Consider the following 14,639-nt stretch of genomic DNA (forward strand, 5'->3'; position numbering starts at 1 on the left):
AGCCACCGGCCAGGGACAATCCGAAGGTGCCGGCAGGCTGCCTTTCTGATTCTAACTTGTCAAATGCATATTACCGGTTAGATTTGCGGCATGACGGTTTCCTGGATCCAGCATCGCTTTGCAGGTGGTGTGCTTGCGCTCGATACGGCCAACACGGTCGTCCTGCGCGGCGATCCCGATCGTGGTTTCGACCGATTTGAGGATCGATCCGAGATCGCTCGGTTTGCGGATGCAGCCAGTGTGTTCCGAGCCACGGAATTGGGCGGACGACGCCTGGAAGCCGGGGAGCCGGCGCGGATCGCGCCGGTGGTGTTGGAGATTCGCGAGACAACAGATCGCCTGTTCCGTGGGGCCGCCCGGGATGGCATCTATGAAGGCAGCCATCTGTCCGATTTCCTGAAGGCCTGCTCCAAAGGTGTTGCAGCCGTGCAGGGCAAGATCGGGGAACCATCACGGCCATTTGGCGATCCGGAAACATCAATTGCCTTCGAAGCCGCGCTGGCCGTTTCCGCCTTGTCACTGCTTGGCGGCGAGACGACGCGCCGTCTGCGGATCTGTGCCAATTGCCGCTGGCTGTTCGTGGACCGCAGCCGCAATTGCAGCCGGCTCTGGTGCGACATGGCGGTGTGCGGAAATCGTCGCAAAGCCAGCCGCCACTACCGCCGTAGCAAGGAAGCGCGGGAGATCGATCGTGGCTAGAGGAAATGCGGCCAGCTGGCGCACACTTGTCCTGGGCGCAGGCCTTCTGGCGGTGATGACACTCGCCGCCTGCCGTCAGTCCGAGGAGGGGCGATATTTCGAAGTTTCCGGACGGCTTTTCGAATTCAACTATCGGCTGGCGCGCGCCACCTATGTCGTGACGCTCAACCCGCTACGGCCGATGGAGGAAGGACAGGTCGCGATCGCAAGTTTCGAGAATCCCGCCGGCGGCGCTCCCTTTGTCGTGAAGCAGCCGGTCTGGCCGAAGATGCGGCATATCACGCTGACCAGCCCGGCGCTGACATGCGTGGTGAAAGACAAACCCTATGATGTCTCCATCCGGATCGAGGATCTGAACGGCAGGTTGCTGCAGGCGTTGCAGACCACGCTGGTTTCGAGCGAGGACCAGAGCGTGCTGCCGGATCGGCCTCTTGTGACGGGGCCCGTCTATGAACTGAACCCGGAGCTGGCAGGCCATCCGGACGGCAGGCTTCCAGATGCGCAGAAGCCTGTCTGTCCGAAGGCCTAGCTGCCGGTGTTTCGCGAAATCATGTAGTCGAGCAGTGCCGCACAGGCATCGCGGAAATGACGGGTCAGATGCCCCACCGCTGCCTGCCTGTCGCCCTGCATGCAGGCGAACAGCATCGCGCGATGCTCATCCTGCGACCGTTCGCGGTAGTCGAGGTTGGACAGCACGATGCGAACGTAGCGGTCGGAGGCGGTGTGCTGCGCCTCGATCAGGTCCAGCAGGCGCCGGTTGCCGCAGTCGCGATAGAGCGCCAGGTGGAACTCGCGGTTGAGTTGCCCCCAGCGGCCGACATCGGTTTCGCGGTCAAGCTGTTCGATCACGCTGGCCGCATGGCGCAAGCTGCCGGGATTCTGCTTTTGCATTGAGAGCCTTAGCGCTTCCGCTTCGAGCAGTTCACGCAGCGCGTAAAGCTCGCTGATATCGGCTGCGTTCATGGCTGCGACCACGGCGCCGCGTGTCGGATGGATGGCGACAAGACCTTCGGCCTCGAGGTAGCGGAGCGCGTCGCGAACCGGCATCCGGCTGACGCCGAATTCCCGGGCGAGCTCATCCTGCCGCAAAGCGGCGCCTGGCGCCAAGGTGCCGGTGGCAATGGCTTCGCGCAGGATTGCCGTCACTCCATCCGCAGCCGTTTGCGGCCTGACGCTTCTGCCTTCGCCAATCTTGCCCCGTCTGTCCATGCAACCGTCCCGGAAATGTGGAGCCAGTGTCGTGCCGCAAAGCCTCTTGTTCGTCAAATCGAATCTGTATACTCGTATACGAGAATACGAAGGGAGGAGAGAGTGACAAAGCAAACGACGGAAGCGGTCGTGATTGGCGGTGGCATCGCCGGATGCACGCTGGCCTATGAATTGGCCCGGCGGGGAATTGGCGTCACGGTGATCGAGCAGGGGCCGATTGCCGCGGAGTCATCCGGACGAAACACCGGCACGCTGCTGTCAGGACCTCAGCGCTCCGTGGTCGAGATGCTCGACAAGAGTGTCGAGATATACGCCGAGCTGGCCGACGGTGCGGTTCCTTTCGAGTTTGGTCGGATCGGGCATCTGCTGATCTCGGAAGACGATGCCAGCCTCGAGGAAGCCGGTGCCATTGTGCAGCGGTACCGCGAAGCCGGTGTCGGCATGGAGAAGGTGAAAGGCGCGGAGCTGGCGAGCGACTATCCCCGGCTCGGCTTCCGGGTTGCCGGCGGCTATTTTGTCGAACGGGCGTGGACGCTGGAGCCTATGGGGGCAACCCATGCCTTTGCCCATGCGGCCCGTCTCGCCGGCGGGCGTTTTCGGACCGGCCTGCGTGTGGCGCAGATCATTTCCCGTGGCGGCAGGGTGAAAGGAGTACTCACCGACGATGGTATCGTTGCCGCCGACATGGTCTTCGTCGCCAATGGTCTGTGGATGTCCGACATGCTGCGCCGGACAATCGGAGACGGGCCGCTACCGGGTCTTCCTTTCACCGCCGGGCGCGGCTGGCTGATCCAGCTCGGCAAGCTGGACTTCGAGTTGCCCTGGATCGTGGAGGAATTGACCTGGCCCGATCAGGACGAACTGGGCCGCCTGTCCCTGGCGGGCCTGGCGGATGTCGCTGCCCAGAACGACGACAGGCCCGGCGTCGAGGCAATCTGCCTCAATCCGATGCGAGGGGGCGATGCCCGTCTGGGCGCGTCCGTTCAACCGGCTTTTCGGGATCTGCTGCGCAACACCGATATGCCGCGCCGTATTGCCGCCCGAGCGCTCAGGATGATCCCGGGACTTGGCTCGCCGGCGGTGAAGAATGTCTATCCGGGCAACCGGCCGATGTTGTCGGACGGATTGCCCGTGGCGGGGCGCACGTCAGTCGACGGCCTCTATGTGCATGGCGGCATGGGCTCAATCGGCATGCATGCGGCGCCGGCAACCGCGCGGTGGCTGATCGATGCGGTGCTTTCCGGTGATGGCAATCCACAGCAATCCTGGCTCAGGCCGCAGCGCTTTGCCGGCTGGTAGGCACAGTCACCTGCGCTCGAAGGGATGGCGGTGAACGTCGAAGTTGGCCTTGATGCGAATTGAATTGACGTTACATGCCGAGGTGGAAAGACTGCGCCGATCCAGTCGCTGTGGCGAATCCGGACGGTTTCGCACGGGAAGGTACCATGACGCTGCACGACGTCTCGCTCGACGACAAATTCGATCTTTCCAAGGAACGTGTTTTTCTCTCGGGTGCCCAGGCCGTTGTGCGCATGCTCCTGATGCAGCGCGAGCGGGACCGACTCGCCGGCCTCAACACGGCAGGCTTTGTGTCCGGCTACCGCGGCTCTCCGCTCGGTGGCCTGGACCTGCAGCTCTGGCGAGCAAAGAACCAGCTTTCGCATGCCGACATCGTTTTCCAGTCGGGCCTCAATGAGGAGCTTGCGGCTACCGCATGCTGGGGATCGCAGCAGGCCGAACTGCTTGGCGAAGGCAGATATGACGGGGTGTTTTCGGTCTGGTACGGCAAAGGTCCGGGTGTCGACCGTTCCGGCGACGTCTTCCGTCATGCCAACCTCGCGGGCTCGTCCAGGCATGGCGGCGTTCTTGCCTTGATGGGCGACGACCACAACGCCGAATCGTCGACCAATGCGCATGCCACGGAGTTTGCCTTCGTTGATGCCATGATTCCGGTTCTCAATCCTGCGGGCGTGCAGGAACTGATCGACTACGGCCTGCTCGGCTTTGCCATGTCACGCTTCTCCGGTACCTGGACGGCGATCAAGTGCGTGAAGGACAACATCGAATCGACGGCATCGGTCGATGCATCGCTGGCGCGCCTGAACATCGTTCTGCCCGAATTCGATATGCCGCCCGGCGGTCTCAACATCCGCAACGAGCTCGACCAGCTTGGTCAGGAAGCGCGGCTGCATGAAGGCAAACGCGCTGCCATGGCCGCCTTCATCCGCGAGAACGGACTGAACCGCATCATCTATTCCGGTGGGCGCAAGGCGAAGCTGGGAATTGTCACCGTCGGCAAAAGCTACCTGGACGTGCGGCAAGCGCTGGAAGATATCGGCATCGACGAGGCCGTGGCGAACCGCATCGGCATCCGCCTGTTCAAGGTAGGCTGTCCGTGGCCGCTCGATCTAGAGCACGTTGCCGAGTTTGCGCGCGGGCTGGAAACGGTTGTCGTTGTCGAGGAAAAGCGCTCGCTGATCGAAGTCCAGCTGCGCGAGAACCTCTACGGTACCGCCAACCAGCCGGTCATCGTCGGCAAGAAGGACGAGCGCGGCGACTGGCTGTTCCCCGCCAAGGGCGCGCTCGACCCGAACGAAATCGCCATCGCACTGGGCGAGCGCATCATCCGGACCATCGGCCCTTCCGAAGAAATCACCCAGCGTGTCTCGAAACTGAAGCAGTTCCAGGCGATGCTGGCCGATGCCAAGGATATCGGTTCGCGTACGCCTTTCTTCTGTTCGGGCTGCCCGCACAACTCATCGACCAAAGTACCGGAAGGGTCGATCGCCGCCGCCGGGATCGGCTGCCATTTCATGGCCTTGTGGATGGACCGCTCGACGATCGGCTTTACCGCGATGGGCGGGGAGGGCGCGCAGTGGGTCGGCCAGGCACCGTTCTCCAAACGCGACCACATCTTCCAGAATCTCGGCGACGGCACCTACAACCATTCGGGAACGCTGGCGCTGCGTTTCGCTTTGTCCGCCGGCACCAACATCACCTACAAGATCCTCTACAACGACGCGGTGGCGATGACCGGCGGTCAGCCACACGAAGGTGGACTGACCGTTGACATGATCGCGCGTCAGGTCCGCGCCGAAGGTGTGGACCGGATTGCCGTCGTCACCGACGAACCCGGCAAGTATGCCGGCCAAGCCGAGTTCCCTGCGGGAGTGACGATCGATCACCGCGACGATCTCGATCGCATCCAGCGCGAGCTGCGTTCGGTGAAGGGTGTTTCGGTCCTGCTCTACGACCAGACCTGCGCTGCCGAGAAGCGGCGTCGCCGCAAGCGCGGAACGTTTCCCGATCCCGACAAGCGCGTCTTCATCAATGAGCTCGTCTGCGAGGGTTGCGGTGATTGCGGGGTGCAGTCCAACTGCGTTTCGATCCAGCCTGTCGAGACTGAATTCGGCCGCAAGCGCAGGATCGACCAGTCGTCGTGCAACAAGGATTTTTCCTGCGTGAACGGGTTCTGCCCGTCCTTCGTCACAGTGCACGGCGCAAAGATCCGCAAGGCGGTTGGCGTTGCCGGTAAGGCGGATCCACTCGACGGCGTGCCTCTGCCGTCGAATTTCGAGCTGGGCAAGGATGGCTGGGCGGCCATCATCGATGGTGTGGGCGGCACTGGCGTCGTCACCGTCGGCGCGATCCTCGGCATGGCGGCACATCTGGAAGGCAAGGGCTGTGGCATGATCGACATGGCCGGTCTTGCCCAGAAGGGCGGCTCGGTGTTCACGCATGTGCGGGTCGCCCGCACACCTGAGGACATCCACGCCATCCGCGTTTCGGCCGGCAAGGCCGATCTCATCCTGGGATGCGATCTGGTCGTTTCCGGCGCCAAGAAGGTGCTGGCGGCGGCGCGCGAGGGACATACGATCTTCGTTGCCAATACCGCCGAGATCATGCCTGGCGAGTTCGCGCGCTCGGCCGATTTCTCACTTCCGACCGAGCGGCTGAAAAAGGCGATCCGCCAGGCGGCAGGCGAAGACAGGACGCATTTCTTCGACGCCACCCGGACGGCGACGGCGCTGTTCGGCAATTCGCTCGGCGCCAACATGTTCATGCTCGGTTTTGCCTTTCAGTACGGCGGATTGCCTCTGTCGGCCGAGGCGGTCGAAAAGGCGATCGAACTGAACGGCGAGGCGGTGGCCATGAATGTGGCGGCCTTCCGCTGGGGCCGGCGTGCGGCGCACGATCCCGAATTCGTGCGTGGCCAGGTCGAGCGGCAGGGACGGACCATACGACCGGCTGCCGAAACGCTGGATGAGATCATCGCCCGACGCGCGGCCTTTCTTGCGGCCTACCAGAACGCCGCTTACGGCAAACGCTACTCGGATCGTATCGCTGCATTCCGGGCGCATGAGGACAGGATGGTTCCGGGCTCGACCGTGGTGACGGAAGCAGCTGCGCGCAACCTGTTCAAGCTGATGGCCATCAAGGACGAATACGAGGTCGCGCGGCTCTACACGGACGGATCCTTCATGCGCTCGCTGTCCCAGCAGTTCGAGAGCTATGATGGATTGGAGTTTCATCTTGCGCCGCCGATCCTTGGTCGCCGCGATGCCGATGGCAAGCCGAGGAAGTCCAGCTTCGGTCCCTGGATGATGAAGGGATTTGGCGCCCTGGCTGCCCTGAGAGGCCTGAGAGGCACGGCTTTCGACGTCTTTGGCTATACGGCAGAACGCCGTGGCGAGCGGCAACTGCTGAAGCAGTTCGAAGGTGATCTCGACCTGATCGCGCGTTCGCTCACACCCGGCAGGATCGAGGCAGCAGCGGCGCTCGCTTCGGTACCGCAGCTGGTGCGTGGCTATGGCCACGTCAAACATGCCGCGATGGAGAAGGCAAACGGCGAACGAGCAAGGCTGATCGAACGACTGACGGGCGCAGAAGAAGTCCGGTTGCAAGCCGCCGAATGAGATGTCACGATCGCACTGGAACCCGGGATCGGGTCAGGAATGGAAGAACGGCATTTGCATGCCGGTCAGGACGTAGCTAATTTTAGCTATTCTAAGCCTTTCTTAAGCCGGTTGTGGGATGAGATTGGCTGGTGCGGCGCCCAGGCCATGAATGTAGATCGACCCGACGACATCTCTGAAGACGTCTATGTTGGCTTTGTTCGTTCGCTTTTTCACGACGCAAGCCTGCTGATCGTTGGCGCCTTCACGCAAGGCGCGGTCGCTCTGCTGGTCTATCTGAAGACCGGCGCCCCGATCTACATCGCGCTTGCCTTCCTGATGACCGGGGTGAGCCTTGGCCGCTACATGGCCATCAGTAGGGTCGATCCGACCAGGATCCAGACTTACCGCTCCGCGCTTGCGTGGGAACGCTACTATCTGATCGCGGGCACGGCGCACGGGCTTGCCATCGGACTGTTTGCGTTTGTCAGCGTCCATGTCGTGCCGGACATGTTCGGCGAGATCGCTGCGATCTCGATGGTGTTGGCCACCACCGTTACAATTGCCGGTCGAAACTTCGGCTCGATCAAGATGGTGGCGATCCTGACGCTGTCGATCGTGGCGCCGATCGCGATCGGCCTGATCATGAAGGGGGACTTCTACAACATCGTCCTCGGCCTCTTCATCGTTCCGTTCATGTTCGCCATCAGCAAGCTGGCGCGGGCGATGCGCGCCATCCTTTTCACCGCGATTACCGAGGAGAAAAAGGCGACCCGCCTGTTCCAGCGGTTTGGGCGCGCGCTCAACACGATGTCGCATGGCCTGGTCATGCTCGACGCGGCTGGAAAGGTGGTGGTCGCCAACGCCGAAGCGGCCCATCTGATGTCGCTCAAATCGGCGGATCAGCTTCTTGGCCGGTCGATCCATTCCCTGCTGATGAGGGGCGTTGCAGGCGGTCTGCTTGCCGCCAAGGACTGTCGCTATGTCGAGGCGCAACTCACCCGTGCCTTGTGGGAAGGACGCAACCGCAAGGTGCTGGTCTCGCTGACCAACGGCCAGCACTATGAGTTTTCGGCGCGAGAAGGCTCGCAGGAGCTTGGGGTCATCACCTTCGAAGACGTCACCCAGCGTGTCGCTGCCGAGGAACGCATCCGTTTCATGGCGAGATACGACAGCCTGACAGGGCTGATGAACCGGGCCTACTTCCACGAACTGGTCAGCGAGGCGATGTCGGGAGGCGATCGCAGCCGCCAATGCGGATTGGTCGTGATCGATCTCGACGACTTCAAGAGCATCAACGACACGCTCGGCCATCCAGTCGGCGATGGCTTGATCTATGCCGCCGCCGAGCGGCTGTCGGTGTTTTCAGCGCCGGGCACCACCATCAGTCGCTTCGGCGGCGACGAGTTCATGCTGTATTTCGACAGGGTCGAGGACGAGAGCCATCTGTCCGGGCTGCTTGAGCGCATTTTCGCCGGACTGCAGGGCGAGGTCGACGTGGCTGGGCATGCGCTGCGCATCCAGGCCAGCGCGGGCGCCGTTCTGTCGCGTGTCGACAGCACCACCGTCGACGAGATGATCGTCAAGTCCGACCTCGCGCTCTACAAGGCAAAGGAACTCGGGAAAAACGGCTGGCGGCTGTTCGAAGCATCCATGGATGCAGCATTCCGCAATCGGCAGCTGATGAAGGCGGATCTGCGCTCGGCGGTGGAGGCCGACGGGCTGCGCATCGTCTATCAGCCGATCGTCGCCATGGAGACCATGCGCATCGTGAGCTGCGAGGCACTTTGCCGTTGGGATCATCCGGACCTTGGTCCGATTTCACCGGCCATCTTCATTCCTCTGGCCGAAGAGATGGGCATCATTTCGCAGATCAGCGAGCTGGTGCTGCGAGCAGCCTGCGCCGAATGCGCGAAATGGCCGAATCAGATTTCGGTGTCGGTCAATCTCTCCGCCAAGGACTTCCGCGACAGCGATGTCGTTGAGAAGGTGAAGGTCGCGCTCGAGGCTGCCAAGCTGGCGCCGAATCGACTCGAGATCGAGGTCACCGAAACTGCGCTTCTCGACGACAAGGCACAGACGCGCGAATTGATCCAGGAGATCAAAAAGCTCGGCGTGCGTATCGCCCTCGACGATTTCGGCACCGGTTATTCGAGCTTGAGCTACCTTCACAAGCTGCCACTCGACAAGGTCAAGATCGACCGATCGTTCCTGATCGACGTTGTTCAGAGCCCGCGTTCACTGGAGCTGCTGAAGGGCATTGTCAGCCTGTCGCGGTCACTCGGATTGAGCGTGACCATCGAAGGCGTTGAAACCTTCGAACAGCTCAAGATCCTGTCGCAGCAGATCGAACCCGATCTCGTGCAGGGCTTCCTGTTCGGGTCCGCACTGAGCGCTTCGGGCATCGAGACAATGTCGAGCACGATCTGGCCCTTCGTCGATGATATCGCTCAGCCGCCCAGGCGGACGAATGTGGATCCAGTTCGTCTGAACGCCCGCCCGAAGGTCGGCGCAAACTGAGGTTTTGCCGGATGGCAGCAACACCCGCGGAAGACGAAACGGGGCGTTAAGGTTAACAAAAGGTAAAACTAATTCAGCGCATTTTGAACTTTACATGCTGGCGCTGTTGCATAGGCTCCCGACCGCGGTGGTGTACGGGGAATTGTTATGAATACGCAGGACGAACCGGGCGGCGGTGCCGGGGGGTCGAAGACTGTTGCCTTTAGCGGCGCGACTTTAAGCGAGAAGGTGTTCGAACTCCTCAACAGGTCCGAATACCGCCGCTGCGACAAGGGTGAAGACCTCGAGGACATCTATCGTCTTCGATACAAAGCGTTCCGATCCAGTGACATGGTCTCGGACAACATCAGCCACACGATCAGTGATGAGCTGGACGAGGTGCCGAACTGCTATCGGTTCGGCATCTACGTGGAGCAGCGCCTCGTCAGTACGATGCGCATCCACCATGTCACGCTCGAAACCCCGCTGTCTCCTTCGACCAAGGCGTTCGGGGACATCATCTATCCCATGCTTGAGGCAGGCGACACATTCGTCTGCATGAGCCGCTTCGCTTCGGATCCGGATTGGACCCGCGTTTATCCGCAGCTCGCCTATGTGACGTTGCGCCTGGCAGGAATGGCCTGCTTCTACTTCGAGGCTCCTTACGGCCTTTCGACCGTGCGCGAGGATCACGCGGGATTCTACCGGCGCGTCTACTATTCGGAGCAGATCAGCGAACTGCGCACATACCCCGGCATTCAGCGGCGCGTGGTGTTGTTCCGCACCGATGCCTACGCCAACCGGGAGCGCTATTATGCGCGGTTCCCGTTCTTCCGGTCGACAGCCGCTGAACGGCGCATGCTTTTCGCGCCGCCCGAGCCCGGCGAACTCGCGCCGCTGACAATCTTGCCGACGGCCAAGTATTTCCGCGACGCCGCCTGAGCTAAATTTGCCGTCCGCCTCACCGCCGACACGAAGACACCAGATCCTGAATGCTGCGACAGATGGGAGACCGACCGTGACCATTTCTGCCATAACGTTGACGCCGCTGATCTCGCTGATTGCCGGCGTGCTCATCCTGATCATGCCCAGGCTGTTGAACTATATTATCGCCCTCTATCTGATCGTCGCTGGACTGCTTGGCCTGTTTCCGAATCTGGCTGGCTGAGCTGCCCGCCAGATCGCCGGCACAGCGCGTGATGGCAGCCGTCGATGACCGCCGGCTTTCAACATTATCTTGACGCTGTTCTCGCCCATCATGCGGCAACAGTGCCATTGCCCTCGGCGGCGCTTTTCGCTATGTGCCCTTGAGACGTTTCCGGAGGGGAATACTGATGGCTGATCACGCGCCGACTGGTCCTGTCGAACTGGGTGCCCAGATGGACTATGCAGAGCACGAGCGAACTTACGCGGGTTTCATCGCGCTCGCGAAATATGGATCGCTTTTCTGCGTCGCGCTGCTCATCGCCATGGCCTTCGGTTTCTTTGCCGGCGGGTTCTTCTCGGGAACGATCCTGTTCGTGATCCTCCTGGCGGTTGGCGGCTTCATTCTCCGATAAGATCTTCCCATTTCGCATGGGACGGCACCGGCCGTTCGGCCGGTGTTCGTAAAAGAACAGAGTTCCAGCCGAAAGGATCATGCGGTGGGACAAGTCGTATTCATACCTCGCGAGATTGATGCGAACGAGGGGCGCGTTGCCGCGTCGCCCGATACGGTGAAACGTATAACTGCCCTTGGCTTCGATGTTGTTGTCGAGGCCGGAGCGGGCATCGCCTCGCGCATTCCGGATGCCGAGTTTGCCAAGGCAGGAGCCACGATCGGCAAGGCAGCGGACGTCGCCAAGGCCGATGTCGTGCTGAAAGTTCGCCGTCCGACCGAAGCCGAGCTGAAAAACTACAAAAAGGGCGCAGCGGTTCTCGCCATCATGGATCCCTATGGCAACGATGCCGGGGTTCACGCGCTCGCCAAGGCTGGCGTGACCGCCTTCGCCATGGAGTTCATGCCGCGTATTACCCGTGCGCAGGTCATGGACGTGCTGTCGTCGCAGGCAAACCTGGCCGGATACCAGGCCGTGATCGATGCGGCCGCCGAGTATGATCGCGCCCTGCCGATGATGATGACGGCCGCCGGCACGGTGCCGGCCGCCAAGGTCTTCATCATGGGTGTTGGTGTCGCCGGCCTGCAGGCCATCGCGACAGCACGCCGTCTTGGTGCGGTGGTCACCGCCACCGACGTGCGCCCCGCGGTCAAGGAACAGGTCCAGTCGCTGGGCGCCAAGTTCATCGCGGTCGAAGACGACGAGTTCAAGCAGGCCGAGACGGCCGGCGGCTACGCCAAGGAAATGTCCAAGGAATATCAGGCGAAGCAGGCGGCCCTGACTGCCGAACATATCGCCAAGCAGGACATCGTCATCACCACCGCCCTGATCCCGGGTCGTCCCGCGCCTCGGCTGGTATCCGCCGAAATGGTCGCTTCAATGCGTCCCGGCTCGGTTCTGATCGATCTCGCTGTGGAGCGTGGCGGCAACGTCGCCGGTGCAGAAGCGGGCAAGACCGTCACCACCGACAATGGGGTCAAGATCGTCGGCCATCTCAATGTGCCGGGTCGTGTCGCGGCTTCCGCATCCCTGCTTTATGCGAAGAACCTGTTCGCATTTCTCGAAACGCTGGTCAGCAAGGACACCAAGGCGCTCGCCATCAATCGCGACGACGAACTGGTGAAAGCGACGCTGCTGACGGATGATGGCAAGGTCGTCCATCCCAACTTCGCGGACAAGCCGGCGACGATGATTGCTTCGGCTGAACCGGCGGCCAAATCCGCCAAACCGACGGCTGCCAAGAAAACCGCCGCAGCCAAGAAGCCCACTGCGACCAAGTCGAAGGGGACTGCCTGATGGAAGCCTTGCAGAAAGCTCTCGATCAACTCGACCAGGCGAGCGCGGCCGTTCGCCTTGCGCTGCAGGACGCCGCCAACCAGCCCGGCGTAGCCGATGCTGCCGGCGGCGCGGCGCACGCGCTCTCGGGCGGGGCGATCGACCCGTTCGTGTTCCGCTTCGCCATCTTCGTGCTGGCGATCTTCGTCGGCTACTATGTGGTCTGGTCGGTGACACCGGCCTTGCACACGCCGCTGATGGCTGTGACCAACGCCATTTCCTCGGTGATCGTGGTTGGCGCGTTGCTGGCTGTCGGCGTTTCGGCTGCCGGCGCGGCGACCGGCTTCGGTTTCATCGCGCTGGTGCTGGTCTCGGTCAACATCTTCGGCGGCTTCCTTGTCACCCAGCGCATGCTGGCGATGTACAAGAAGAAGGACAGCGCGGGCCGGTGATGCAGCTCGTCAAGCTTTTCCTCGCCGCTGCATTCCTGTCGGTCTTCGCCAGCCACGTGCTGGCCCGGCCGGCGACAGAGGCCGAGAGCAAGGCGCTGGTCCAGGCCGTGACGGATTTCGACGCTGCCATGCGCGGCAACGACTATGCCGTGGTCGTCAAGACCATTCCGCCGCGCGTGCTGGAGCATATGGCCAAGACCTCCGGCATGACGGTCGATGCGCTGCGCGGCATCGTCATCGAGCAGATGCAGGCCGCGCTGGCGACCGTGAAAATCGAATCCTTCGCCATGGATGTGTCGAAGGTGGAATACAAGGAATTGCCGAACGGCGAGCCCTACGCACTGATCCCGACCGAGGTCGTGATGGATGCCGGCGGCGCCGACAAGATCCTGGCGAAGTCCCAGACACTCGCGCTGCTCGATGGTGGCGCCTGGTATCTGCTGCGGGTCAACGAAGACCAGCAGGTGACGGTTATGCGCCAGGTTTACCCTGAATTCGCCGAGGTGGAATTTCCAGCCGGCTCGATGGAGGCGTTGAAGAAGCCATGATGTCCGTCAATCTCGCCTCTTTCCTGTATCTTGTCTCGGGCATTCTTTTCATCCTCGCCCTGCGAGGCCTGTCGCATCCGACCACAAGCCGGCAAGGCAACCTCTACGGCATGATCGGCATGGCGATCGCCATCGTCACCACGCTGCTGCTGGCCAAGCCTTCCTTCGGCGGCTTTGCGCTGATCGTGGTCGGGCTGGCCATCGGTGGTGGTGTCGGCGCCTACACGGCCCGTCGCATCGCCATGACCTCGATGCCGCAGCTGGTGGCTGCGTTCCACTCGCTGGTCGGCATGGCTGCGGTGATGGTGGCGGCAGCCGCCATGTATGCGCCAGCTTCCTTCGGCATTGGCGAAGTGGGTGCGATCCACGGCCAGGCGCTGGTGGAGATGAGCCTGGGCGTGGCGATCGGCGCCATCACCTTCACCGGTTCGGTGATCGCGTTCCTGAAGCTGGACGGGCGCATGTCGGGCAAGCCGATCATGCTGCCGGCACGCCATCTCATCAACATCGTGCTTGGCGCTGCACTCGTCGTCCTGATCATCCTGCTCGTCACCACCCAGAGCTACGCCGTCTTCTGGCTGATCGTTCTTGCTTCGCTGGCGCTGGGCGTTCTGCTCATTGTCCCGATCGGTGGTGCCGACATGCCGGTCGTGGTGTCGATGCTCAACTCCTATTCAGGCTGGGCGGCGGCTGCCCTCGGCTTCACATTAGGCAATCTTGCGCTGATCATCACCGGTGCGCTGGTCGGCTCGTCGGGCGCGATCCTGTCCTACATCATGTGCAAGGGCATGAACCGCTCCTTCATCTCGGTCATTCTCGGCGGCTTCGGTGGCGAAACGGCCGCAGCGGCGGATGACGGCATCCAGCGCACGGTGAAGACCGGTGCCGCCGACGATGCTGCCTATCTCATGATGAACGCACAGAAGGTCATCATCGTGCCGGGCTACGGCATGGCGGTCGCCCAGGCGCAGCATGCACTGCGCGAAATGGCCGACAAGCTGAAGGCCAATGGCGTCGAGGTGAAGTACGCCATTCATCCGGTGGCTGGCCGCATGCCCGGCCACATGAACGTGCTGCTGGCGGAAGCCAACGTGCCTTATGACGAAGTATTCGAACTGGAAGACATCAACTCCGAATTCGCACAGGCCGATGTCGCCTATGTCATCGGCGCCAACGACGTCACCAATCCGTCGGCGCGTGACGACAAGTCCTCGCCGATCTACGGCATGCCGATCCTCGACGTCGACAAGGCGCGCACCTGCCTCTTCGTCAAGCGCTCGCTCGGTTCGGGTTATGCCGGCATCGACAACACGCTGTTCTACAAGGACGGCACGATGATGCTGCTCGGTGACGCCAAGAAGATGACCGAGGAAATCGTCAAGGCGATGGATCACTGACGTTTTCGAGCGCTTTGAGGAGCGCACTTCGCAAGACCATATCCCAAAAGAAAAGCCCGGCTTGTGC

Annotated in this window: 13 protein-coding genes; 12 read left to right on the forward strand and 1 reads right to left on the reverse strand. The window is 61.9% G+C overall.

What is annotated here, in order from left to right:
• Positions 1-90 precede the first annotated feature (90 nt).
• Both C1M53_RS18825 and C1M53_RS18830 read left to right on the forward strand, forming a co-directional pair.
• Positions 91-699, forward strand: coding sequence for a CGNR zinc finger domain-containing protein (locus C1M53_RS18825; RefSeq protein ID WP_129413622.1), 609 nt, complete (start codon positions 91-93; stop codon positions 697-699).
• A 55-nt stretch (positions 700-754) separates the two neighbouring features.
• A complete protein-coding gene (locus C1M53_RS18830) occupies positions 755-1,228 on the forward strand; it encodes a hypothetical protein (RefSeq protein ID WP_129416254.1) in 474 nt (157 codons plus the stop codon).
• Here the strand turns inward: C1M53_RS18830 and C1M53_RS18835 are convergent.
• A complete protein-coding gene (locus C1M53_RS18835) occupies positions 1,225-1,908 on the reverse strand; it encodes a GntR family transcriptional regulator (protein ID WP_129413623.1) in 684 nt (227 codons plus the stop codon). The two genes, C1M53_RS18830 and C1M53_RS18835, sit on opposite strands and share 4 nt — an antisense overlap.
• A gap of 102 nt (positions 1,909-2,010) precedes the next feature.
• Here C1M53_RS18835 and C1M53_RS18840 point away from each other — a divergent pair, with 102 nt between their 5' ends.
• The 10 genes from C1M53_RS18840 to C1M53_RS18885 all read left to right on the forward strand — a co-directional run bounded on the left by C1M53_RS18840 (position 2,011) and on the right by C1M53_RS18885 (position 14,572).
• On the forward strand, positions 2,011-3,207 hold the full coding sequence (locus tag C1M53_RS18840) for an FAD-dependent oxidoreductase (RefSeq protein WP_245488204.1): 1,197 nt from the start codon (positions 2,011-2,013) through the stop codon (positions 3,205-3,207).
• A 146-nt stretch (positions 3,208-3,353) separates the two neighbouring features.
• Complete coding sequence (locus tag C1M53_RS18845) at positions 3,354-6,824, forward strand: indolepyruvate ferredoxin oxidoreductase family protein (RefSeq protein WP_129413625.1); 3,471 nt, start codon at positions 3,354-3,356, stop codon at positions 6,822-6,824.
• Positions 6,825-6,971: 147 nt separating this feature from the next.
• Entirely contained in the window at positions 6,972-9,323 is a 2,352-nt protein-coding gene (locus C1M53_RS18850; protein ID WP_129413626.1) for an EAL domain-containing protein, read from the forward strand.
• Between the two features lie 147 nt (positions 9,324-9,470).
• Positions 9,471-10,244: a hypothetical protein gene (locus C1M53_RS18855; RefSeq protein WP_129413627.1), complete on the forward strand. Its 774-nt coding sequence runs from the start codon at positions 9,471-9,473 to the stop codon at positions 10,242-10,244.
• Positions 10,245-10,320: 76 nt separating this feature from the next.
• Positions 10,321-10,470 (forward strand): DUF3096 domain-containing protein, encoded by a 150-nt coding sequence (locus C1M53_RS18860; protein WP_101939733.1) that lies wholly within the window; start codon positions 10,321-10,323, stop codon positions 10,468-10,470.
• Positions 10,471-10,636: 166 nt separating this feature from the next.
• The gene (locus tag C1M53_RS18865; protein WP_129413628.1) at positions 10,637-10,861 is read left to right on the forward strand and encodes an aa3-type cytochrome c oxidase subunit IV; all 225 of its coding nucleotides are present in this window, start codon (positions 10,637-10,639) and stop codon (positions 10,859-10,861) included.
• Between the two features lie 84 nt (positions 10,862-10,945).
• Positions 10,946-12,196: a Re/Si-specific NAD(P)(+) transhydrogenase subunit alpha gene (locus tag C1M53_RS18870; protein ID WP_129413629.1), complete on the forward strand. Its 1,251-nt coding sequence runs from the start codon at positions 10,946-10,948 to the stop codon at positions 12,194-12,196.
• Complete coding sequence (locus tag C1M53_RS18875) at positions 12,196-12,627, forward strand: NAD(P) transhydrogenase subunit alpha (RefSeq protein ID WP_165358182.1); 432 nt, start codon at positions 12,196-12,198, stop codon at positions 12,625-12,627. The genes C1M53_RS18870 and C1M53_RS18875 overlap by 1 nt, the downstream gene beginning before the upstream one ends.
• Positions 12,624-13,175 (forward strand): hypothetical protein, encoded by a 552-nt coding sequence (locus tag C1M53_RS18880; protein ID WP_129413631.1) that lies wholly within the window; start codon positions 12,624-12,626, stop codon positions 13,173-13,175. Before C1M53_RS18875 ends, C1M53_RS18880 begins: the two co-directional genes overlap by 4 nt.
• Positions 13,175-14,572, forward strand: coding sequence for an NAD(P)(+) transhydrogenase (Re/Si-specific) subunit beta (locus C1M53_RS18885; protein ID WP_129416255.1), 1,398 nt, complete (start codon positions 13,175-13,177; stop codon positions 14,570-14,572). Before C1M53_RS18880 ends, C1M53_RS18885 begins: the two co-directional genes overlap by 1 nt.
• Positions 14,573-14,639 lie beyond the last annotated feature (67 nt).

The organism is Mesorhizobium sp. Pch-S (assembly GCF_004136315.1).
Taxonomy (GTDB): domain Bacteria; phylum Pseudomonadota; class Alphaproteobacteria; order Rhizobiales; family Rhizobiaceae; genus Mesorhizobium.